The 21709-nt window shown below is 72.5% G+C and carries 19 protein-coding genes and 2 pseudogenes; 8 read left to right on the forward strand and 13 right to left on the reverse strand.

Annotated features, from left to right (window positions below; genetic code table 11):
* Positions 1 to 142 precede the first annotated feature (142 nt).
* Positions 143 to 907 carry a Scr1 family TA system antitoxin-like transcriptional regulator gene (locus tag BJF83_RS13350; protein WP_075926554.1) on the forward strand — a complete coding sequence of 255 codons (765 nt, stop codon included), beginning with the start codon at positions 143 to 145 and terminating at the stop codon, positions 905 to 907.
* A complete protein-coding gene (locus BJF83_RS13355; RefSeq protein WP_075926555.1) occupies positions 904 to 1074 on the forward strand; it encodes a DUF397 domain-containing protein in 171 nt (56 codons plus the stop codon). The genes BJF83_RS13350 and BJF83_RS13355 overlap by 4 nt, the downstream gene beginning before the upstream one ends.
* 362 nt (positions 1075 to 1436) lie before the next feature.
* Here BJF83_RS13355 and BJF83_RS13360 read toward each other — a convergent pair whose 3' ends face one another.
* The 4 genes from BJF83_RS13360 to BJF83_RS13370 all read right to left on the reverse strand — a co-directional run bounded on the left by BJF83_RS13360 (position 1437) and on the right by BJF83_RS13370 (position 3399).
* Positions 1437 to 2009, reverse strand: coding sequence for a M48 family metallopeptidase (locus BJF83_RS13360; RefSeq protein WP_075926556.1), 573 nt, complete (start codon positions 2007 to 2009; stop codon positions 1437 to 1439).
* A gap of 317 nt (positions 2010 to 2326) precedes the next feature.
* The gene (locus tag BJF83_RS27475; protein ID WP_158070368.1) at positions 2327 to 2488 is read right to left on the reverse strand and encodes a hypothetical protein; all 162 of its coding nucleotides are present in this window, start codon (positions 2486 to 2488) and stop codon (positions 2327 to 2329) included.
* Between the two features lie 51 nt (positions 2489 to 2539).
* On the reverse strand, positions 2540 to 2818 hold the full coding sequence (locus tag BJF83_RS13365; RefSeq protein ID WP_075926557.1) for a WhiB family transcriptional regulator: 279 nt from the start codon (positions 2816 to 2818) through the stop codon (positions 2540 to 2542).
* A 203-nt stretch (positions 2819 to 3021) separates the two neighbouring features.
* Complete coding sequence (locus BJF83_RS13370; RefSeq protein ID WP_075926582.1) at positions 3022 to 3399, reverse strand: hypothetical protein; 378 nt, start codon at positions 3397 to 3399, stop codon at positions 3022 to 3024.
* 299 nt (positions 3400 to 3698) lie between these two features.
* Between BJF83_RS13370 and BJF83_RS13375 the strand changes: the two genes are divergently transcribed.
* The 3 genes from BJF83_RS13375 (at position 3699) to BJF83_RS13385 (ending at position 4993) form a co-directional block, all read left to right on the forward strand.
* Positions 3699 to 4022 carry a hypothetical protein gene (locus tag BJF83_RS13375; RefSeq protein WP_075926558.1) on the forward strand — a complete coding sequence of 108 codons (324 nt, stop codon included), beginning with the start codon at positions 3699 to 3701 and terminating at the stop codon, positions 4020 to 4022.
* Positions 4023 to 4222: 200 nt separating this feature from the next.
* Entirely contained in the window at positions 4223 to 4594 is a 372-nt protein-coding gene (locus tag BJF83_RS13380; protein ID WP_075926559.1) for a hypothetical protein, read from the forward strand.
* An 87-nt stretch (positions 4595 to 4681) separates the two neighbouring features.
* Positions 4682 to 4993 carry a hypothetical protein gene (locus BJF83_RS13385; RefSeq protein WP_075926560.1) on the forward strand — a complete coding sequence of 104 codons (312 nt, stop codon included), beginning with the start codon at positions 4682 to 4684 and terminating at the stop codon, positions 4991 to 4993.
* A gap of 53 nt (positions 4994 to 5046) precedes the next feature.
* Here the strand turns inward: BJF83_RS13385 and tesB are convergent, their stop codons facing one another.
* Positions 5047 to 5937 (reverse strand): acyl-CoA thioesterase II, encoded by an 891-nt coding sequence (gene tesB, locus BJF83_RS13390; RefSeq protein WP_075926561.1) that lies wholly within the window; start codon positions 5935 to 5937, stop codon positions 5047 to 5049.
* 25 nt (positions 5938 to 5962) lie between these two features.
* The gene (locus BJF83_RS13395; protein WP_075926562.1) at positions 5963 to 8098 is read right to left on the reverse strand and encodes an ATP-dependent DNA helicase UvrD2; all 2136 of its coding nucleotides are present in this window, start codon (positions 8096 to 8098) and stop codon (positions 5963 to 5965) included.
* A gap of 252 nt (positions 8099 to 8350) precedes the next feature.
* Between BJF83_RS13395 and BJF83_RS13400 the strand changes: the two genes are divergently transcribed.
* Positions 8351 to 8611: a mycoredoxin gene (locus BJF83_RS13400; protein ID WP_075926583.1), complete on the forward strand. Its 261-nt coding sequence runs from the start codon at positions 8351 to 8353 to the stop codon at positions 8609 to 8611.
* Positions 8612 to 8770: 159 nt separating this feature from the next.
* On the forward strand, positions 8771 to 9226 hold the full coding sequence (locus tag BJF83_RS13405) for an ANTAR domain-containing protein (protein WP_075926563.1): 456 nt from the start codon (positions 8771 to 8773) through the stop codon (positions 9224 to 9226).
* A 153-nt stretch (positions 9227 to 9379) separates the two neighbouring features.
* On the opposite strand, the gene nudC is transcribed toward BJF83_RS13405, so the two are convergent.
* Both nudC and BJF83_RS13415 read right to left on the reverse strand, forming a co-directional pair.
* Positions 9380 to 10330 carry an NAD(+) diphosphatase gene (gene nudC / locus BJF83_RS13410; protein ID WP_075926564.1) on the reverse strand — a complete coding sequence of 317 codons (951 nt, stop codon included), beginning with the start codon at positions 10328 to 10330 and terminating at the stop codon, positions 9380 to 9382.
* A 100-nt stretch (positions 10331 to 10430) separates the two neighbouring features.
* Complete coding sequence (locus tag BJF83_RS13415; RefSeq protein WP_075926565.1) at positions 10431 to 11813, reverse strand: dipeptidase; 1383 nt, start codon at positions 11811 to 11813, stop codon at positions 10431 to 10433.
* Between the two features lie 187 nt (positions 11814 to 12000).
* Here BJF83_RS13415 and BJF83_RS13420 point away from each other — a divergent pair, with 187 nt between their 5' ends.
* Positions 12001 to 12546: an EF-hand domain-containing protein gene (locus tag BJF83_RS13420; protein ID WP_075926566.1), complete on the forward strand. Its 546-nt coding sequence runs from the start codon at positions 12001 to 12003 to the stop codon at positions 12544 to 12546.
* A gap of 90 nt (positions 12547 to 12636) precedes the next feature.
* Here the strand turns inward: BJF83_RS13420 and BJF83_RS13425 are convergent.
* The 5 genes and pseudogenes from BJF83_RS13425 to moeZ form a co-directional block, all read right to left on the reverse strand.
* Positions 12637 to 16124: pseudogene (locus BJF83_RS13425) on the reverse strand (ATP-dependent helicase).
* A pseudogene (locus BJF83_RS13430) lies at positions 16117 to 19281 on the reverse strand (ATP-dependent helicase). Before BJF83_RS13430 ends, BJF83_RS13425 begins: the two co-directional pseudogenes overlap by 8 nt.
* Positions 19282 to 19374: 93 nt before the next feature.
* Entirely contained in the window at positions 19375 to 19698 is a 324-nt protein-coding gene (locus BJF83_RS13435) for an MGMT family protein (RefSeq protein ID WP_143831883.1), read from the reverse strand.
* Positions 19699 to 19948: 250 nt separating this feature from the next.
* The gene (locus tag BJF83_RS13440; protein ID WP_075926567.1) at positions 19949 to 20359 is read right to left on the reverse strand and encodes an SPW repeat protein; all 411 of its coding nucleotides are present in this window, start codon (positions 20357 to 20359) and stop codon (positions 19949 to 19951) included.
* Positions 20360 to 20531: 172 nt separating this feature from the next.
* Complete coding sequence (moeZ, locus tag BJF83_RS13445) at positions 20532 to 21692, reverse strand: adenylyltransferase/sulfurtransferase MoeZ (protein ID WP_075926568.1); 1161 nt, start codon at positions 21690 to 21692, stop codon at positions 20532 to 20534.
* Positions 21693 to 21709 lie beyond the last annotated feature (17 nt).

A 21709-nucleotide genomic window follows, 5' to 3' on the forward strand; every position in this document is an offset into this window, starting at 1 on the left:
ATGCGCTCTGAAGTTCACTCAGAGTCCGAATGGCGTCTGTCATGCTTCCAGACTTGCCACCCCGGACCAGTGAATCCAGTAAGGGTGAACTCCCTCCGAAGACACTGTCTGACCCGAATTTAAGTGTGACATTCTCTCAACTATGAGTGACTTCCCCAAAGAACTTCGTCGACTTCGCAGGCGTGCCGGTCTCACACAGGCTCAAGTCGCCGCGCGGGCTGGCTACGTGCCCTCGGCGTGCTCGAACTGGGAGAAGGGCAGAACCACACCGACGATCGATACCGCTCGCATGCTGGACGAGCTGTTCGAAGCGAAGGGCGGGCTGGTCAAGCTCTGGGAGGAGCGGACCCGAACGGGCGGCCTCCCGCCGTGGCTGCGTGATGATCAGAAGCTGGCAGAGCGTGCCGTGTCAGTTGAAATCGTTTCGAACCTGCTGGCGCCGGGGCTACTCCAGTCGCCCCTGTACGCACGGCACGTGTTCTGCGAGGGTCGGCTCAACGACCCCATGTCCGTGATCGACTGTCTCGTGAAAGTCCGGTGCGCGCGATTGGAATCACTCACATCCGATCTGCGAGTCTTCGCGACATTTCCGGAAATCGGACTGATCTGTGTTCCTGAGGCAGCGAGGAGGGAACAGGCACTCCACCTGCTGAGGCTCATCGACTCGGGGAGGGTCCGGATCCACCTGGTTCCCCGCGCCTCCATCCTGGCCGGGGTGATCTCACCGTTCCAGATCTACCAGCTTCGGGACGGCTCCCGAGCGGCCACCTGCGATCACACAAACGGGGCTATCGTGATCAACGAAACTTCCGGTGTCACACGGCTACAGGAACTCGCCCGGTCCGCGCTGGGAAGCGCGCTCCCAGTCGACGAGTCCATCCGCACGTTGAAGGAGCTAAGCACGTGAGCGACTGGCACAAGTCCTCCTACTCGCCCAACGGTTCTCAGTGTGTGGAAGTACGGGAGCACGCGGCGGGCGCTGACGTTCGCGACACCCAGAACCGCGAGGCGGGCCACCTGTCCTTCCCCCAGGACGAGTGGCGGGCCCTCGTCACCCTCGCCGGGCGCGCCTGACCCCCACACCCGCCGCCACGGATTCGCGGCCGTACCGGACCGCTCCGGCGCGACCGCCCACCCGATCACCACCCCTGCAACAGATCAAGCACTTTGCGCGGTCATTTAACTACTTTCTGCAATCTTTCGGGACGTGATTCCGCCGCACCCCGAGGAAGTACCGCGTGCGGATCCGACTGCCCGCCCCGGCCGTCGCCGTAGCCCGTGCCCTGTCCGTGAGCGGGTGCGAGAATGTCCCGCCACCCACATGCGAACGGGGAGCTCTCGGCTCTCCATGCAACGAGGCACAGGCCATCTCCGCGTTCGCCGAGGCCCGCGCGGAGCTGGAGAAAGGGCTGGCCGGCTGAGAGCCGGAGCGGCGGTCAGTCCTCGGCGGCGATCTCGGCGAGGTCCTCGTCGACGTCCTCGACAGCGTCACCCTGGTCACACGGTTCCAGGCGGGACGCGGCGCTGAACCCCTCCAGGTACCCCCGGGCGCGGTCGGCCTTCGGGTAGCGTCGGACCAGTTCCCAGAACCCGGGGCCGTGGTGCGCGTGGAACAGGTGCGCGAGTTCGTGGATGAGCACGTAGTCCACGACCCACGAGGGCATGCCGACCAGACGTCGGGAGATCCTGATCGTGCGGGCCTCGGGGGTGCACGAACCCCAGCGCGCGTTCTGGTTGTCCACCCAACGCACGGATTCGGGCAACCGGGCCCCGCCGAGGTACCGACGTGCCAACTCCAGTGCGCGTTCGTGCAGCTCCGCGTCCTTGGAGTGTCGTCGGCCCTCACGAGCCTCCAGCCGTTGCAGCATCCGGCCCACCCAGCGCTTTTCCTCAGCGCGGGAGAACGTCGCGGGCACGAGGACGACCGTGGTGTCCCCGTCCCGGTAAGCCGACACCGTGCGTCGGCGGCGAGGACTGCGGCGTACCTCGACTTTGGTGTTCGAGGGCACGAAGTTTACGGTAGCCGAGGCAGGCCCCTTAGCACAGGTGTGTCTTGCGCAGATTTGTCGGTTGATTCCGTGATGACCGGGTGACCTGATGCGCACGAAAAGCCGTACTATGTGGCGGATTCCACTCTGACCTGGGCGGCGCATCGGCGGCTGGGAGCAGCACACGGACCCTTCAAGCGACGCTCCCTTAATCTTTTCGCAACACAAAAGAGCCTGGACAGTGACCTTTCCCGAAGGTCACCGCCCAGTCCCGCACCGCGCGTGAGTGATCAGGTGGAGGTTCGGCATCCGTCGCCTTCCCACCGGTCAGCCGTGCGTCAACACAGCCTCGACCACGCGATTTCCATGAGCGCCTCTTCCAGACGGCGCTCCTGGCGCTGGCGAGCGCGCAGCTGGCGCGCCCCGAGCCGGAGGTTCTCGCGGTCACGGGGTTCGACATCCATGCTCTCGACCACGCGCATGAGTTCCTGCATCATCATCGTCTCGTCTCGTTCCTTCGAAGTGTGTGTTCGGGTCGGCGGGATTGGGGGTCAGGCGGCGACCGGAGCGGCGTTCTTCCGGGGGCGGCCACGCGGGCGCTTGCGCGCCACGACCTGGCCGGCGACGAGCAGTTGCCCGCCCCAGACCCCCCACGGCTCCTTGCGCTCCAGCGCGTCCGTCAGGCACTGCGCCATGACGGGGCAGGCGCCGCACACGGCCTTGGCCGCATCGACGTCGGCGGGCGCCTCGGCGAAGAACAGGTCGGGCTTGAAGCGGCAGGGAACTTCGGTCTCACCCAGCCAGGGCGTTTCCAGGACCGACGCAAGCATCGGTGCCCTCCATGTGTTCGTTTCGTACAACGCGGTCGGTGCTTGCTGACACCGGACGAGTCCGGTGAGGGACCTGGACTTGCGATGCGGCCGCCCCCGTCCGCCGCCCCTGGGGGACGGAGTCCGGTCACGGAGATACAAAGAAGGCCGCGGCCCCTGTGTGGGGTCCGCGGCCACGGTCGAAACTCTCGGCCTGTCCTGCTCTAGGCCGGAATCCTCCGTGGACACTTACCCACTGCGCCATAACGGCGACGGGTGGTTTCGGCGTGGTTCGCCAGCGGCTCGCCCCAGGGCAGGGCCAGCTCACGCTCAGCGCGGACACCGCTACCGGTACGGGCATCGACCTTGGCGGCCTGGGCCCCGCAGGGGCGGAACCCCTGGAGAACAGCCGTGCCGAGGAAGCCGCCGAGGCCGCTCTCGCGACCGCCGGGGACAGCACTACCGATGGTGGTGAACTCGCCGAACACGACGCCGGCGTCCCTGTGACCGGACAGGGCGGTGCCCTGAGCATCGATCGGACGCTGACGCGTGGACATGGCGAAGACAGCGACGAAGCCGGTGTTGTCTGTGATGTTGCTCATGAGATGGGGCACCTCCCTCACGATCGGGCGCCAGGGTCTCTCACCTGGGCCAGTGGCGGTCATGACGACGATGTACAGACTAGGGGTGGCCACAAAGAACGGCAACCCATTTTTGACCTGCGATAACGTCCGCATCCGGCCACGCGTCGAGGGAATTCCCGCGCCCGCGCGAGCGTTGTCGCGCGACCGGCGACCAAGGCGCGCCGCCACCACCGTGCACGCGACCGCGCTCCGAGGTGATAGGCATTCACCTGGAGTCATGACGCTGTGTCGTGACACGAACACGATAAGGAGGCGATGTGCGTCGCCCTATCACCACCATCGGGGTACTCGTCAGCGCGATCGCGCTGACCCTGGCCAGCGCGGCACCGGCCACCGCGGCCAAGGGAACGCTGCACCTGCGCGTTGAAGGGAGCGACGACGTGCGCTACACCGACCCCACCGACTGCATCGCCCTGCCCGACGACGCCAACGCCGTCTACAACAAGACCGACGCCCGCGTGGTCCAGTCGAGTGCGCCGTGCGGGGCCGACATCGAGCCGCGGGTCATCGTCTACCCGGGCAAGGCCGAGCACATCCCGCCCGAGGCGCGGAGCCTGGTCGTCCTCGACCAGCCCTCGTAGTCCTCGGGGCGGGCGGCGGTCACGTCGAGCCGACGCGAGCGCCCGGGAGCAGGGGCTTCGACTGGAGCGCGGCACGTCGCGAGGGGGATCCCCCTCGCGACGTGCCGCGCCGGTACGTGCGCGGCGCCACGAGGGGTGATAGGTGTTCCACACAGGGATGACAACTCAGCGTCACCATTGGAACACAATAAGGAGTCGACGTGCGTCGCATCGCCACGATCCTCGGAACGCTCACCGCCACGGCCGCGATCAGCCTGGCCACGGCCGTGCCCGCCACCGCCTACGACTCGGAGCGGGAGACGTCGCACCCGCGCCCGGCCCGCGGCAAGATCGAGGTCGAACTCAAGCGCGATCGAGACGAGATGCGCAAGTCCGAGGTCGAGATCGAGTACAAGAAGCCGGTCGGCTGCATCCTCCTGCCCGAGAAGGCCAAGAAGGTCGAGAACGAGACGAACCGCCGCGTCCTCGTGTCCAGCAAGCCGTGCGCCTACCGCCCGCACATCATCGACGTCGTGCGCCCCGGTGAGGAGGAGAAGCTGTCCCGGCACGCGAAGAGCCTCATCGTCTGGTAGCCGCCGCCGCTCCGCCCCCACCCGTCCGGCACGGGGGCGGAGCCCGGAGACCGTCCCGCCGACACCCGCCTTCCGCGAGGAGCAGACATGCGTCGACCCGCCACCGCCCTCGCCGGCCTCGCCGCCGCGACCGTGCTCACTCTGGCCGCCGCGGCCCCCGCCGAAGCCGCGACGGGACGCCTCATCCTCGTCACGGACGAGGCGAACATCGTCCTGCATCTCCACGACGGCGACGCCGACAGGTGCGTCGACCTGCCCGAGAACACCAGGGCGGTGTACAACGGCACCGACGGCTTCGTCCTGCTCAACAGCGCCGAGTGCGCCTTCTCCGCCCAGCTCGGCCTCAGCTCGACCCTGCCGCCAGCGCGGGACTCCGGGTGGAACGACCCTTCACCGTGAGCGTGCGCATCCCCAAGTCCTAGCCGCGGCGCGCCCGACCGGACCGGGACGGGTCAGGCCCAGCCCTCCGCGTCGACGACGCGGATCAGGCCCTCCTGGACCACCGAGCACACCAACTGGCCGTCGCGCGTGTAGACCAGACCGCGCGCCAGCCCCCTCGCTCCCTGGGCGGTCGGGGCCTCCTGCGCGTAGAGCAGCCACTCATCGGCCCGGAACGGCCGGTGGAACCACATCGCGTGGTCGAGGCTGGCCATCGATATCCCCGCGAACGAGCGCCCGTGCCGCAGCAGCACGGTGTCCAGCAGGGTCATGTCCGAGGCGTACGTCATCAGGCACACCTGGCTCAGGCGGTCGTCGGGCAGTTTGCCGTCGACCTTGAGCCAGACCGGGTTGGACGCCGTGCGCAACTGCGGGTTCCGCTCCGCCTCGAAGGACAGCGGTCCCACCGGGCGCAGTTCGATCGGGTGCCAGCGCACGAAGCCGGGCACCTTCCCGAACGCCTCCTGGAGCCGCTCGCGCGCCGTCGGCAGGTCCTCGGGCGGCGGGACGTCGGGCATCGGGATCTGGTGGTCGAGCCCCGGCTCGTCCTTGTGGAAGGACGCCGACAGCGTGAAGATCGCCTTCCCGTGCTGGACCGCGACCACCCGGCGGGTGGTGAACGACCGTCCGTCGCGGACCCGGTCGACCTCGTAGACGATCGGCACCCGCGGATCGCCCGGACGGATGAAGTACGCGTGCAGGGAGTGCACGTGGCGCTCGTCGGGCACGGTCCGCCCGGCCGCCACCAGCGCCTGGCCCGCGACCAGACCGCCGAAGACGCGCTGCGGCCCCTCCTCCGGACTGCTCCCCCGGAAGATGTCCTCCTCGATCCGCTCCAGGTCGAGCACCTCCAGCAGATCCGCCAGCGACTGCTCCCCGCGATCGGCGTCCGCGCCCTCGCCCATCGGTCGGTCCTCCCCGTCCTTCGCCCTATCCTTCCGCGCCGCCGGCGCCGTCCGCTTCCCCGCCGTCCGATGCGAACTCCCCCAGCAGGTCAGCGAGGTCGGCCCCGGCCACCAGCGCGAGTACGGCCTCACCGTAGCGGTCGAGCTTGACCTGGCCGACACCGGACACGGCGGACAACTGGGTCACGCTCGACGGTTCCTGCTCGGCGACGGCCTGGAGGGTGGCGTCCGTGAAGACCACGTACGCGGGGACCTTCTGCTCCCGAGCGGTGGCCCGACGCCACTCACGCAGGCGCTCCAACAGCGCCTCATCGTAGCTGGAAGGGCAGCCCAGACAGCGGCCGAGCTTGCGTTCGGCCGCGTCGGCGAGGGTCACGCCGCACACGCGGCACCGCACCGGCCCCCCCTTGCGGCGCTCGCCCCGGCGGGTGGAGGTGGACGGGGAGGCGGGACGCAGCCCGTCCAGGAAACGGGAGGGCTTGCGGGTGCGCCTGCCTCCGGGGGACCGGGCCAGCGCCCACGACATCGACAGATCGCTGCGCGCGCGCGTCACCCCGACGTAGAACAGGCGGCGCTCCTCCTCGACCTGCTCGTCGGTCTCGGCGTAGATGATCGGCATCATGCCCTCGGTGAGTCCGACCAGGAACACCGCGTCCCACTCCAGGCCCTTGGCCGAGTGCAGGGAGGCGATGGTCACCCCCTCGAACCCGGGGGCGTGCTCGGTGGCCATGCGCGCGTCGAGTTCCTCGACGAAGTGCGCCATGGTGACGGCCCGTCCGCCCGGACCGGGCGTGGCCGCCATGTCCTCGGCGAGCTGGGCCAACGCCGTCAACGACTCCCACCGCTCGCGGGCCTGGCGGCCCTCGGGCGCCTGGTCGGTCAGGCCGAGCGGCCCGAGCAGCTGGCGGACGGTGTGCACGAGCGGCTCGTCGTCCTCCCCGGCTGCGCCGTGGCGGGCCCCGCGCAGGGTGTGCACGGCCTGCTTGATCTCGGGGCGCTCGAAGAACCGGGCGGTGCCGCGCACGGTGAACGGCACGCCCTCGTCGGAGAGCGCCTGCTCGTAGGCGGCCGACTGGGAGTTGGTGCGCACCAGGACGGCGATCTCGCTGGCCGGGGTGCCCCGCTCGACGAGGAGGCTGATCTTGCGAGCGACGCCGGTGGCCTCCGCGGGCTCGTCGTCGTACTCCTGGTAGATCGGGTCGGGGCCGTCGGGCCGCTGGGCCTGGAGCGTGAGGTGGCCGCTGGCGCCGCGCGCCTGCCCGATGACGTGGTTGGCCACGCGCACGACCTGGGGGGTGGAACGGTAGTCGCGGACGAGTTCGACGACCGTCGCGTGCGGGTAGCGCGCGCCGAAGCCGGTGAGGTAGGCGGGGGTGGCGCCCGCGAAGGAGTAGATGGTCTGGCTGGGGTCGCCGACGACGCAGAGTTCGTCGCGGTCGCCGAGCCAGGCGTCGAGCAGCAGCTTCTGGAGCGGGTTGACGTCCTGGAACTCGTCGACGACGAAGTACCTGTACTGGTCGCGGACCCGCTGGGCGATCGCCGGGTACTCGGTGATCATGCCCGCGGTGAGTTCGAGCATGGACTCGAAGTCGAGGAGGTTGTGCTCGCGGCGCAGCTCCTCGTAGGCCTCGAAGACCCGCGCGACCTCGCCCGCGGGGATCGGGGTCTGGCGGCCCGCCTTGACGACCGCCTTGGCGTAGTCGGTGGGGCGGACCTGGGTGACCTTGGCCCACTCGATCTCGCTGGCCAGGTCCCGCAGGCCGGTGGAGCCCTCCGGTTGGAGGCCGACCGAGTGGGCGGCGCGCGCGACCGCCTTGATCTTGCTCTCGACGAGGGTGGGCAGCGAGCCGCCGATCACCTGCGGCCAGAAGTACGACAGTTGGCGCATGGCCGCCGCGTGGAAGGTGCGGGCCTGCACGCGGGGGGCGCCCAGTCCGCGCAGCCGGCCGCGCATCTCCCCGGCGGCGCGCACGGTGAAGGTGACGGCGAGGACCTGCTGCTCCTCGACGACCCCGCTGGCGACCGCGTGTGCGATCCGATGGGTGATGGCGCGGGTCTTGCCCGTCCCGGCTCCGGCCAGGATGCACACGGGCCCGCGCAGGGCACGTGCCGCCTGGGTCTGTTCCGGGTCCAGTCCCTCCAGGACGCGGTCGGAATCCATGGTGCTCCTGCGTGTGGTTGGGGAGGCTGAGCGGTTCTCGGGGGCACAGTCTCTCAAGTATCGGCCGTCATCGGGAGCGAATCGGCGCCGGGCACGTTCGGAGCGTCGCCAGACAATCCGGAACCAGTCCGGGCGGTGAGGCATCCCACGGTGTGTCCGACGGTCGTGGGAAGCGGGTCGCACCACTCGGTGTTGACATCTGGGGGATCGACCGATCCCACGAACGCCTGACAGGAAGTAGACGTGAGCGACATGACGAAGACGGGCACCGAACTGTTCACGATGTACACCACCCCGTGGTGCGGGTACTGCAGGCGGTTGAAGAGCCAGCTCGCCCGCGAGGGGATCGCCGGGCGTGAGGTGGACATCGAGGAGCACCCGGAGTCCGCTGAGATCGTGATGAGGGTCAACGGCGGGAACCAGACCGTTCCCACGCTGGTCTTCAGCGACGGCGCGGCGTTGACCAACCCGTCGCTCGCTCAGGTCAAGAGAAAACTGACCGAGTTGGCGTAGGTCGGTGCGCGGACCGCGCGCCCTTCGGGGACACGGTCCGCACCGCGGCGACTCCTCCCTCGGGGCCCGGCCCCGGAGTGTCCGCACACCGTCCGGCGACCGGCACGGCCAACCACTGGTTGGACGAACACGACGGGGAGTGTTGACTTGGGGGACGACATGAGGCCTCATGACATCGCGGTCGCCGACACCTTGGACGTCGGCGCGCTGCGCCGCACCCCGAGGGGGTGGCGGGTCGAGGGCGCACAGGAGGTGCCCGATCTGGTGAGCGCCATGGTGCTGGCGGACCTGCTGTCGGACGAGGCCGGTGTACCGAAGCCGCGCGCGCAGTCGCCCGGGCGCGCGCCGGACGACGCCACCGAGGTGGAGCGGTTGCGCCACACGGTCGCGCAGCTGGAGCACGCCCTGCACTCGCGTGTCACGGTCGAGCAGGCGATCGGGGTCCTGGCGGAACGGCACACGCTGCTGCCCAGAGAGGCGTTCGAGCGGCTACGGTCGTCCGCGCGGTCCCGGGGGCGCAAGGTCGCCGACCTCGCGCGGGACGTGGTGGAGAGCAGCACGAGCCCCCTGACCGCGCTGCCGGACGAGCTGAACACCTCGACCAGCGTGCACTGAGGCCGCCGGCGGCGAGGGAACGCGAGGCCGGACTCAGGGCTCCGCACGGCCGATCCCGGGGGGGCGGACGTGCGGGGCCCGCTCTCTCGCGCCAACGCGCGTTCGGCGCCGGGGGACCGGAGTTGGCCGCGGTTCCGGTGTGCGCGGGAACGGTCACCACTGGCCGGGCAGGACGCCTCCGTACCAGTGCTCGATCAGGGTGCGCGCGATGGAGGCGTGGCCGGGCAGCGTCACCGCCCCGGAGTCCACCTCCGCGAAGAGCCGCTCACGCGTGAACCAGCGGGTCTCGGCGATCTCGTCGTCGGTGCGCTGCGTCTCGCCCACCGCCCGCGCCGTGTACCCCACCATGAGGCTGCGCGGGAACGGCCACGGCTGCGACGACAGGTAGCGCGGCTCCGCCACGACGATCCCGGCCTCCTCCGCCACCTCGCGCACCACAGCCTGCTCCAGCGACTCCCCCGCGTCCACGAAGCCCGCCAGGACCGAGAACCGCTGGGGACCCCACTTGGGGTTGTTGCCCAGCAGTGCCTCCTCGCGACCGCCGCGCTCGCGGTGCACCAGCATGATCACGGCGGGGTCCATCCGGGGGAACTGCTCGGTGCCCTCCTCCTCGCAGACGCGCACGTGGCCGGCCGCGGCCATGGTCGTGGGCGCCCCGCAGCGCGGGCAGAATCCGTGCGAGGCGTTCCAGTTGGCCAGTGCGACCGCCCGGGTCAGCAGCCCGGTGTCGCGGTCGTCGAGCAGGGCGCCGACCTCGCGCAGCGACGCCGGTTCGGCTGCGGGGGTGGCGGCGAGGTCCTGGAGGGAGCGCACCGCGAAGTAGGCCGTGCCGTCCTGGACGCCCAGCAGGTACCGCTCCCCCTCGGGCGCCTTGTCGGGGCCGGTGAGCACGAGTGAGGGCGTCCCCCCGGTGGTGACGAGCGCGCGCGACTGCTTGTTCACGGTCGCCCGCCACCCGTAGCTGCCCGGGTCGCCGCCCTCCAGGACGAGCACTCTCGTGTCGGGAGCCGCCCACGCGCTCTCCAGCCACGCGGCGTCCGCGCGCCGGTGGCCCGCGGGATCGACCGTGGATCGGGACAGTGAGGGGGTGGTGTCGGCGTCCATGGGTCCTTCCGATGACGGCTCGGGCGGCCGTGGGGGCACGGCCCTCGCTCTACAGGTAACACCACGCGGCGGAGGCCCATGCCCGCGGCGGCGATCCCCGTCAGCCGCGGCGGGCGGCGGCGAGCTCCTCCCACAGGTAGGCGGCGCTCTCGGCACCCTTGAGCAGGAGCGGGACCTCGACCTTCTCGTTGGGCGCGTGGATGCGGTCCTCGTCGAGGCCGACGGCGACGAACACGAGCGGCGCGCCCAGGATGTCGGCGATGTCGGCCTCCGGGCCGCTGCCGCCCTCGCGGGTGTACAGCACGCGGGTGCCGAAGGCGCGCTCCATGGCGGTGCGGGCGGCGCGCAGTTCGGGCGAGGCCAGGTCCGAGGCGCACGCGCGCACGCCGGGGCCGCCGAACTCCAGCTCGGCGCGCAGCCCCTCGGGAACGCGGTCCGCGACGAACGCCCGGACGCACTCCTGGACGTGGGCGGGCTCCTGGCCGGGCACGAGGCGGAAGCTGACCTTGGCGTGCGCGGAGCGGGGGACGATGGTCTTGCCGCCCGCGCCGGTGTGCCCGCCCCACATGCCGTTGATCTCGGCGGTCGGCCGCAGCCAGATCCGCTCCAGGGTGCTGTATCCGGCCTCGCCCGCGGCGGCGGTGGAGGCGGCGGTCTCCAGCCACTCCCTCTCGTCGAAGGGCAGTTGGGCGATGAGGGCGCGTTCCTCCTCGCTGGCCTCGACGACGCCGTCGTGGAAGCCGGGGACGGCGACCCGGCCGTCGGCGTCGTGCAGGCCGGACAGCAGATCGCTCATGGCCCTGAGCGGGTTGGGCACGGCGCCGCCGAAGGAGCCGCTGTGCAGGTCGCGGGAGGGACCGTGCAGGGAGATCTCGACGTCCGTGAGGCCGCGCATCCCCACGCACATGGAGGGGGTGTCGGCCGCCCACATGGTCGTGTCGGAGATGACGGCGACGTCGCACGCCAGACGCTCGCGGTTGGCGCGCATCAGCTCGGCGAAGTGCACCGAGCCGGACTCCTCCTCGCCCTCGACCAGCAGCTTGAGGGTGACGGGCGGGGCGTCAGCGCCGGAGGCGGCCAGGGCGGCGCGCACGCCGAGGGCGTGGAACAGCACCTGGCCCTTGTCGTCGGAGGCGCCGCGCGCGAGCAGGGAGGAGCCGCGCTCGGTGGGGGTGAAGGGGTCGGTGTCCCACTCCTCGACCGGGTCGACGGGCTGGACGTCGTGGTGTCCGTAGACGAGCACGGTGGGTGCGTCGGGGTCGGCGGCGGGCCACTCGGCGAAGACGGCGGGCAGGCCGGGGGTCTCCCACACCTGGACGGTCGGGAAACCCGTCGCGGTGAGGTGGTCGGCGAGCCAGCGGGCTGAGGCGCGCACGTCGCCGGCGCGGGCGGGGTCGGCGGAGATCGACGGGATGGCCAGCCACTCCTTGAGGGAGGAGAGGAACTCATCCCGATGGGCCTCGATGTACCCGCGTACGTCCATGGTCGTTCCGTCCCTTCCTCGACGTCCTCGTCCGATCCGAGCCTAGGACGCGCGCCGACCGTTCGGGAACGCGGTCCGGGCGGTACCCGCGGCTGGGACGCCGCGTGCGTACCGGGAACCGTTCGCCGAGCGGCAGACTCGGGTGCAGCGGGCGGGACAGCCCCGCCCCACGACGAGAGGAACGCCCGTGGGCTCCGCTCCCTCCGCCGCGATCGCCGAGCGCTTCGGCACGCTCTTCGACACGCTGGACTCCGACAACGACAAGACCCTCACCTGGGACGACTACCAGCGCCTGGTCGACCGGTACGCCAAGGGGTATGCCCTGGACGCGGACGGCGCCCGGGTCAGGGAGATCCGCGCCGCCTACCTCGGGCTGTGGCGGGGTCTGGTCGGCCACGCGGGTGACGGCGCCCGACTGGACCGGGACGCGTTCGTCGCCGCGATGCACGCCGCCTCGGAGGACCGGAGCAGCGCCAACGTGACCGAGGGCGTGGCCGAGGCCGCCTTCGACCTCCTCGACGCCGACGACGACGGCGCGGTCAGCGAGGCCGAGTACGTGGAGTACGCGGAGGTCCTGGGCGCGGCGGTCGACATCGCGTGGGACCGGTTCAAGGCCCTGGACACCGACGGCGACGGGTTCATCAGCCGCGAGGAGTTCGTCCTCTCGGCCCGCCGTTACCTGTTCGGCGACGGCGCCGAGACCGCGGGCGGGTTCGTCTTCGGCGTCATCTGACGTGGATGGGGGCGGCCCGGACCGCGTCCGCGCCGTCCCCGGATCCACACGTCGGTGGACGCGCGTGGCGGGACCGGCGCGGCGGTTCCCTCACCCCGGTTCGGGGACCGAGGCGATGAGCGCGGCCAGCCCCCCGGCGTCGAGCAGGTCGGCGGGGCGGACCGTCTCCCCCGCGCGGACGTAGTGGAAGGCGGCGCGGACCTCGTCGAGCTCGACGCCCGCCAGCTCGGCCCAGGCCAGCCGGTAGGCGGCCAGCTGCACGCCCACCGCGCGGCGCTCGACCTCGGTGCTGGGCGGGCTTCCGGTCTTCCAGTCGACGACGTCGTGGCGACCGGTCTCGGGGTCGTGGAAGACCGCGTCCATGCGCCCCCGGATGAGGCGGTCGCCGATGACCGTCTCGAACGGGACCTCGACCTCGACCGGGACCCGCGCGCCCCACTCGCTCTCCTCGAAGCGGCGTTGGAGCTCCGCCAGGTCCTCGTCCGTGCCGGCGGTCTCGTCCGCGGCCCCCGGCAGCTCCTCCATGAGCGCGATGTCGCGGCCGAACCGCTGCTCAAGCCAGGTGTGGAAGGCGGTGCCGCGCCGGGTGTGCGGCGCGGGCGGCCGGGGCAGGGGCCGGCGGATCTGCCGCGCCAGGGCGGAGGGGTCCCGGGCCAGCCACACCATGGAGGACACGGACAGGTGGGCGGGCAGCTCGACCTCGACGGGGCCCTCGCCCGGTCCGGACACCGCGGTCCGGCGGTGGGCCAGCAGGAGTTCGGTGTCGCGCTCCCACCCCTGGAGCCGTCGCCGCAGTCCGGCCGGGGCGCGTTCGGCGGCGCTCTCCCCCGCCCGCAGCCGGTCCCGGGCGCGCTCGACCAGCACCGCGCCCGCCACGACCTCCGCGCGCCGGGCCTCGGCCGCCTCGCGCGTCGACCCGGCGGTTCCCTCGGGGGCGTCCCCCGTGTCAGCGCGCACCGGCGGCCACACGGCGGCGTGCTCCTCGTCGTCGTGCGGGTTGGACTCCTCCGGGTCCGGCGGCGGCGCCCAGGCCACGACCGATCCCGCGCCCCCCTCGCACGCCTCGCGGACCTCCTCCAGGAACACCGAGGGGCCGCGCGGCGTGCCGCCGGTACGCCCCCACCAGTGGCCGGTGCACAGCAGCGCGAAGGACGCACGGGTCACCGCCACATACGCCAGGCGGCGCTCCTCCATGAGGTGGCGCGCCTCCTCGGCCGCCCTGAAGTCGGCGATGTCCTCCCTGGCCACGCCCGTCAGGGCGGGCAGGCTCGCGCGGTCGCCGCGCAGCGGGTACGGCAGCAGGTGGTCGCCCTTGAGCCAGGCCAGGGCGTCGCGCGCCCTGGCCGGGAACAGCGGCGCCTTGCGGCCCCCGCTCAATCCGGGCACGACCACCACCGGCCACTGGAGCCCCTTGGCCCCGTGCACGGTCATGAGCTTGACGCTGTCCGAACCCCCGACCCGCTCACCGGGCGCCAGACCGCTCTCGTTCTCCTCGGCCGCGTGCAGGTAGCTGAGGAAGCTGCCGAGGGTGGGGTCCTCGCTGTTGCCGACGAAGCGGACCGCGTGGTCGACGAAGGCGTCCAGGTCGGCGCGGGCCGAGAGCGGGTCGCGACCGGTGCGGGCGCCCACCTCGATGTCCAGGCCGAGCATCCGCTCGATCTCGGTGACCAGGTCCGGCAGGGGCTGGCCGACCAGCTTGCGCAGCGACCGCAGCTCCTCGGCCAGGCGGCCCAGGCGTTCGTAGGCGGCCTCGGAGTAGTTCCCGGCGGGTCCGGGGTCGTCCACGGCGTCCACGAGACTGCCGCTCTCGGCGGTCAGGTCCAGGACCGTGCGCCGCAGGACGTCGCGCCCGCCGTCATCCGCCGGGAGCGCTTCGGGCGAGGACGGGCCGCCTCCCCCGACGGACGCCGCGGGCGCGGCGTCCGCTCCCTGCTCCCACGCCGGTTCGGGGGCGGTCAGGTCGCGTCTGGTGTGCCGCGCGAGCTCGGCGGCGCGGGATCCCAGCGCGGCGAGGTCGCGCGGGCCCAGCCGCCACCTCGGCCCGGTGAGCAGGCGGGCAAGCTCGTTGCCCGCCGACGCGTCGTGCACCACGCGCAGGGTGGCGATGATGTCGCGCACCTCGGGGACGAGCATGAGCCCGCCGAGCCCGACCACCTCGACGGGGATCCCCCGCGCCTCCAGGGCCTCGCGCAGCGGCGGGAACTGGGCGCGCTTGCGGCACAGCACGGCGACGTCGCCCGGGCTGATCCCGCCGTCCTCGCCGCCGCCCGACTCCCCGTCCGGCCAGGGCAGGAAGTCGGGGGCGGTGTGCGCGTCGCCCGGTTCACCCGGTCGGGCGTGCACGAGGCCGTGCACCTGTTCGGCGATCCACGCGGCCTCCTCGGTCTCCGTGGGCAGGAGCGCGGCCAGAGCGGTGCCGCGCCCCCGTCGGGCCGGCCCCGGGTGGAGCACGGGGACCTCGGCGGCCTCGGCGCGCAGCGGCTCGGAGATCCGCTCGGCCACGCCCAGCACGCGTTCGCCGTTGCGGAAGCTGGTGGACAGGCGGCGGACGGGAGCGGGACGGCCGGGGGCGACCGGGAAGTCGGTGGGGAAGCGGGTGAGGTTGGCGGCGATCGCGCCCCGCCAGCCGTAGATGGACTGGCAGGGGTCGCCGACGGCCGTGACCGGGTGCCCCTCCCCGAACAGGGACCGCAGCAGGACGAGCTGGGCGTGGCTGGTGTCCTGGTACTCGTCGAGCAGGACCACGCGGAACCGGCCGCGCTCGATCAGGCCCACCTCGGGGTGGTTCTGCGCGATGCGCGCGGCCAGGGCCATCTGGTCGCCGAAGTCCATCGCCTCGCGGGCGCGCTTGGCGTGGTCGTACCGGTCCACGAGCGGCAGCAGCTGTTCGCGGCGGCGCTGGGCGTCGACCAGGTCGCGGGTCTCCCTGGTGACCTTGCGGGTCATCGCGTCGACCTCGGTCTGGATCCACCGGCCGATACCGCGCACGCGGTCGGTGGTGGTCAGGTGGTCGGCGATCTCCCCGGACAGGTGCAGGACCCGCTGGGTCACGGTGTCGGCCCCGACGGTGATGCTGTCCATCGGGCCGTCGTAGTCCCCGACGATCCGCGCGGCCAGCTGCCAGGACTGTCCCTCGCTGAGCAGGCGGGCGGTGGGCTCGACCGCCTCGCGCAGGGCGTGGTCGGAGACGATCCGCCCGGCGTAGGCGTTGTAGGTGGACACGGTCGGCTCGCCGTCGAGCACCTCCGGGGGCAGCTGCTCGGTGGCGCGCAGCTGGTCGAGCCGTTTGCGGACGCGCTCGGCCAGTTCGGCGGTGGCCTTGCGGGTGAAGGTCAGTCCGAGCACCTGTTCCGGGCGCACGTGTCCGTTGGCGACCAGCCACACGACGCGGGAGGCCATGGTCTCGCTCTTGCCCGACCCGCGCCCGCGATGACCACGCCCGGTTCCAGGGGTGCGGAGACGACCACGGACTGCTCGGCGGTGGGTTCGGGCTGGCCGAGCAGACGGGCCAGTTCGGCGGGGGTCAGGCGGGGGAACGCCGCGGGGGCGTCAGCGGGGTCGGTACGGAGTCTAGACATGGCGTCCCTCGTCCTGGACGGGGCAGCAGGCGCGCACGGCGCACGCGTTGCAGCCCTTGTTGCGTGTGGCGGTGAAGCGGGCGCCGCCCATCCCGGCGGCGACCTCGCGCACCAGCGTCCCGGCCCACTCGGGGTCGGGGTCCTCACCCAGCGGGGGCTGGGGCTGTTCGCGCCACTTCCTGGTCTTCTCGCCGACCTGGACGAGGGAGGCGCCGCCGGGTTCGGTGAGGCCGAGCTTGGCGAAGGCGCCCTTGAGCACGGCCATCTGGTAGACGCCGAGCTGGGGGTGGCGGGCCAGGTCGTCGGCCTTGTTCCGGCCCGTCTTGATGTCGACGACGACAGCCCGCCCCAGGTCGTCGCGTTCGAGGCGGTCGACGCGACCGGTGACCTCGATACCGCCGACGTCCACGCGGAAGCCCTCCTCGGTGACCACCAGCTCACGGTCGTTGGCCGCGTCCCAGTCCAGGAGTTTGCCGACCATCTCGTCGGCGCGCTCGCGCTGCTTGGCGGCCTGCCAGGGCCCGCCGAAGTCGAGGTCGGACCAGATCTCGTCCATGCGCTCGCGGATCTCGTCCGGGGAGCTGCCCTGGGCGACCAGCACCGCGACGGCGTGCACGACCGTGCCCAGCGCGGAGGCGGAGTCGCCGGAGGAGGCCCCGGCGGCCCGTTCGAGCAGCCACCGCAGCTGGCAGTTGGTGAAGCTCTCCACCTGGGACGGGGAGACGCGGATGGTGTCCTCCTCCCCCGCCAGCGGGCCGTCGTCGGTGAAGGGGGTGAGCGCGTACCACTCGGCCGGGTCGGCGCCGCGCACACCCTCCTCGGCCAGGCGGGCCAGGTGCGCCGCGGCGGCCTCGCGCAGCGGTTCGGGGGCGGAGGGGTCGGTGACCACCGAGCGCAGGTCCGCGACGAGCGCGGGCAGGGACAGCCAGCGGCGGCCGGTGCTGACCGGCTCGGGGTCGCCCACGCCCATCTCGGTGAGGAAGCGCGAGGGGCGCTCGTCGGTGTCCTCGCCGCCCACGGCGGTGACGACCAGGGTGTGCCGGGCGCGGGTGAGGGCGACGTAGAACAGGCGGCGCTCCTCGTCCAGGAGTTTGGAGGCCAGGGCGGCGCCGGAGGTGTCGGCGGAGTGCACGTCGGCGTCGACGAGCTCCTCGACCCCGAGCAGCGATCCGCGCAGGCGCAGGTCCGGCCACTCGCCCTCCTGTGCCCCGGCCACCACGACCAGCCCCCACTCCAGGCCCTTGGAGCGGTGGGCGGTGAGGATGCGCACCGCCTCGCCCTCGGGCGCGCGTTCGGCGAGGCTGTCCCCGGGGATCTCCTGGGCGGCGAGGTCCTCCAGGAACCCGGCCGGGGCGCCGGGGGGCAGGCGGTCGCAGTAGCGGGCGGCGCTCTCGAACAGGGCCACGACGGCGTCCAGGTCGCGGTCGGCTGCGGCGCCCCGGCGGCCGCCCGCCTGGCTGGCGCGCAGCAGGCGGTCGGCGAGGCCGCTGTCGCGCCACAGCCGCCACAGGACCTGCTCGGCGTCGGCGCCCCCGGCGGCCAGGGTCCGGACGGTGGCCAGGGCCTCGGCGACGCGCAGGGCGGGCGCGGCGACGCCGGGGTCGACCAGGGCCAGTTCGCGGGGGTCGCGCAGGGCGTCCACGAGCAGTCGGGAGGCGGGGCGGTAGGCGTCGTCGGGCCCGTCCCCGGTGTCGGGGGCGTCCGCGTCGCGGTCGGACCTGGCGGCGGCCACCCGGTCCAGGTCGAGGCGGCGCAGGGCCCGCACGAGCCGCCGCAGCCGGACGTGTCGGCCTCGCCGAACGGGCTGGTGAGCAGAGCGCGGGCGGCGTCGTCGTCGAGTTCGTCCGGGGAGAGCCCGTAGCGGATGAGCGCGAGCAGCGGCCGGACGATCGGCTCGGCCGCCACCGGCAGGTCGTCCGCGCCCACGGCCACGGGAACCGACGCGGCGGTCAGGGCCCGGCGCAGGACCGGCAGTTGACGGGTGGAGGAGCGCACGAGGACGGCCATGTCCGACCAGGGAACGCCGTCGACCAGGTGCGCCCGGCGCAGGGTGTCGGCGATGACCGCCGCCTCCTGGGTGCCGCTGTCGGCCATGAGGACCTGGACGGCGCCCTCCGGGACGTGCTCGGCCGGGGTCAGGTCGCGGTGCTCGTTGACGTGCCCTCCCGCCGACGCGACGGCGGGCAGGCGCGGGTCATCCCCGGGAGGCGGCCAGCAGCGCGGAGCCGCTGCGGCGGCAGGTGCGCAGGGCGACGACGGGCGCCTCGGAACGGTCCGCGGCGCGGAAGCGGCGCGGGAACTCCAGGATGTTGTCGACCTCGGCGCCGCGGAACGCGTAGATGGACTGGTCGGGGTCGCCGACGGCGACCAGGTCGCGACCGTCTCCGGCCAGGGCGCGCAGGAGTTCCTCCTGGGCGGGGTCGGTGTCCTGGTACTCGTCGACGAACACGACCTCGCGGGCCGCGCGCTCGCGCGCCTGGACGGCGGGGTCGGCGAGCATGTTGGCGGCGACGCGGACGAGTTCGGCGTAGTTGAGCGTGGGCACGGGCGCGATGTCGAACCGGCCGGTGTAGCGCTCCAGGAACCCCGCGGCGGCCACCCAGTCGTCCCTGCCGCGCTCGCGGCCGAGCCGGTCCAGTTCGGCCGGGCCCAGGCCGCGCTCCTGGGCGCGCATGAGGAAGTCGCGCAGCTCCTCGGCGAACCCGCGGGTCTCCAGTGCGGGGCGCAGCCGCTCGGGCCAGGCGTCGCCGCCGTCCCGGGCCTCGCCGGTGAGCAGTTCGCGCACCTCCATCAGCTGCTCGGGCCCGGACAGCAGCCGCGGCGGCAGGTCGCCCATCCGCTGGAACTCGCGCCGGATCAGGGCGTAGGCGTAGCTGTGGAAGGTCAGGGCGAGGGGTTCGCGCGTGGTGCGGCGCAGTCGAGCGGTGATCCGTTCGCGCAGTTCCTGGGCGGCCTTGCGGCTGAACGTGAGCACGAGGACGCGGGAGGGGTCGACGCCGCGGTTGTCGACGCGGTCGACGACGGCCTCGACGATGGTGGTGGTCTTCCCGGTGCCGGGACCGGCCAGCACGAGCAGGGGACCGCCCGCGTGCTCGACCACGCGCCGCTGGTTCTCGTCCAGCACCGGCGGCGGCTGCGCCCGGTTGGCGCGCCGCACGAGTCGGTATCGGGCATGGTCCACGAGCATCAGTTCACCAGAGGTCGGGGACCTTCTCGGACGCACCGGGAGCGGCCGTGCTCCCCACGGGGCTCAGCCGTGCCCGTTCCACCGGGCCCGCCGCATGTCCACGCGGTCGCCGCCGGGGCGCATGGGGGTCGCCTCGGCGGCGTAGTGGGACAGGGCGCGCACCTCGTGGCCGGAAGCCGGGCGGCCGTCCGCGCGCACGACGCGCCACCAGGGGACGCCGCCGCCCCACGCGGACATGACGGCGCCGACCTGCCGGGGGCCGCCCCGACCGACGTACTCGGCGATGTCGCCGTAGGACATCACCATGGCGGGCGGGATACGTTCGACCACAGCGAGGACGTCCTCGGCGTAGTCGTCGGGGCCTGCGTGGGGGTCGTCGTCCAGCACACCGCAGAGCCTACTGCCGCGAAGGCGCCGGGCGGGCCCCGCCCGGGTGGGCCTGCGCCCGGCTCCCCGACCGTTCCCGGCGCCGTGGCGCACGTCTCGCCCGGCGCGCGACGGCGACGTCCACTCCGTGGAAGCGGGAGGCGCGGGCGCTCGGAGCGGCCCCGCGGCGCGGGGGACCGAGCACGGCGGGAGCCACGCCGACCCACCCCGCCGTCGGGGAACCGGGGACGGGACGGCCGTGCGGCGCCGCTCAGCCTCCGGTTCGGCCCGCCGGTCTCCCGGGGATCTCGTTGCGGTGCACGGTCCAGGCGAGTTCGGGGTCGCGCCTGCGGGTCCGGGTGGCCATCACCAACCCGTAGGCGCCCAGCAGGGCGATCGCCGCCCCGAGCACCCACGCGCTCCACGCGGCGAGGGGCCGGTCGGTGAACTCCAGGATCCAGGGCAGGGCGAACGTCAGCAGACCCACGACCAGCGCCGCGATCTCACCGGACACGGCCCCCGGCCTGGTCAGGGAGATGACCGAGGCCATGATCACGACCAGCCCGAACACGAACATCAGCCCGCCGGACCAGCCGAGCATGCCGTGCCACAGCCAGCTCACCGCGAGGGCCAGACCGACGACGACGGCCACCCGGTCCGCCCAGCGTCCCTTCTCTCGCATCACGCCACCTCCCAGCGGCGGGCCGCCCCGGTGGAGTCCGCGGCCTCGTGGAGGTTCTACCCACTCGGAGCGGGGAACGACGGCGCCGGTCCGAGGTTGTGGACGACGGCGAAGGGGCGGCAGAGCGCGGGAGGGACCCGGCTGCGCCGCCCCTCGTGCCCGGGGCCGCCGGTCAGTAGACGGGCAGGCTCGGGTCGACCTGGTTGATCCAGGCGAGCACGCCGCCGCCGACGTGCACGGCGTCGGTGAAGCCGGCGGCCTTGACCGCCGCCAGCGCCTCGGCCGAGCGCGCGCCCGACTTGCAGTGCAGGACGATCCGCCGGTCCTGCGGCAGCCGCTCGAAGGCCTTCCCGTTGAGGAACTCGCCCTTGGGGATGAGGACCGCGCCCGGGATACTGACGATCTCGTACTCGTTCTGCTCGCGGACGTCGACGAGGAAGACCTTCTCGTCCTTGTCCAGAAGGTCCTTGAGCTCGCCCGCGGTGATGGTGGACCCGGCGGCGGCCTCGGCGGCCTCGTCCGACACCGCGCCGCAGAACGCCTCGTAGTCGATGAGCTCGGTGACCGGCTCGGTGTCGGGGTCCTTGCGGACCTTGACCTCGCGCCAGCTCATCTCCAGGGCGTCGAAGATGAGCAGGCGGCCGACCAGCGGCTCACCGATACCGGTGATCAGCTTGATCGCCTCGTTCACCATGACGGAGCCGATGGACGCGCACAGGACGCCCAGGACGCCACCCTCGGCGCAGGACGGAACCATCCCGGGCGGCGGCGGCTCGGGGTAGAGGTCGCGGTACTGCGGCCCGTACTCGTTCCAGAAGACGCTGACCTGGCCGTCGAAGCGGTAGATCGAGCCCCACACGTACGGCTTGTTCAGCAGCACGCAGGCGTCGTTGACCAGGTAGCGGGTGGCGAAGTTGTCCGTGCCGTCCAGGACCAGGTCGTACCCGGCGAAGACGTCCAGCGCGTTGTCCGACTCCAGGCGCTCCTGGTGCAGCACGACCTCGACGCCCGGGTTCACTTCCTTGACGCTGTCCCGGGCGGACTCGGCCTTGGGGCGGCCGACGTCGCTCTGGCCGTGGATGATCTGGCGCTGCAGGTTGGACTCGTCCACGACGTCGAAGTCGATGATGCCGAGCGTGCCCACGCCCGCCGCGGCGAGGTAGAGCAGTGCCGGGGAGCCCAGACCGCCGGCGCCGACGACCAGGACCTTCGCGTTCTTCAGGCGCTTCTGCCCGTCCATACCCACGTCGGGGATGATCAGGTGACGCGAGTAGCGGCGCACCTCGTCCACGGTCAGCTCGTCAGCTGGTTCCACCAGCGGCGGCAGCGACACGGTGACTCCTCATGTCT

Source organism: Nocardiopsis sp. CNR-923 (assembly GCF_001942255.1).
Lineage (GTDB): Bacteria > Actinomycetota > Actinomycetes > Streptosporangiales > Streptosporangiaceae > Nocardiopsis.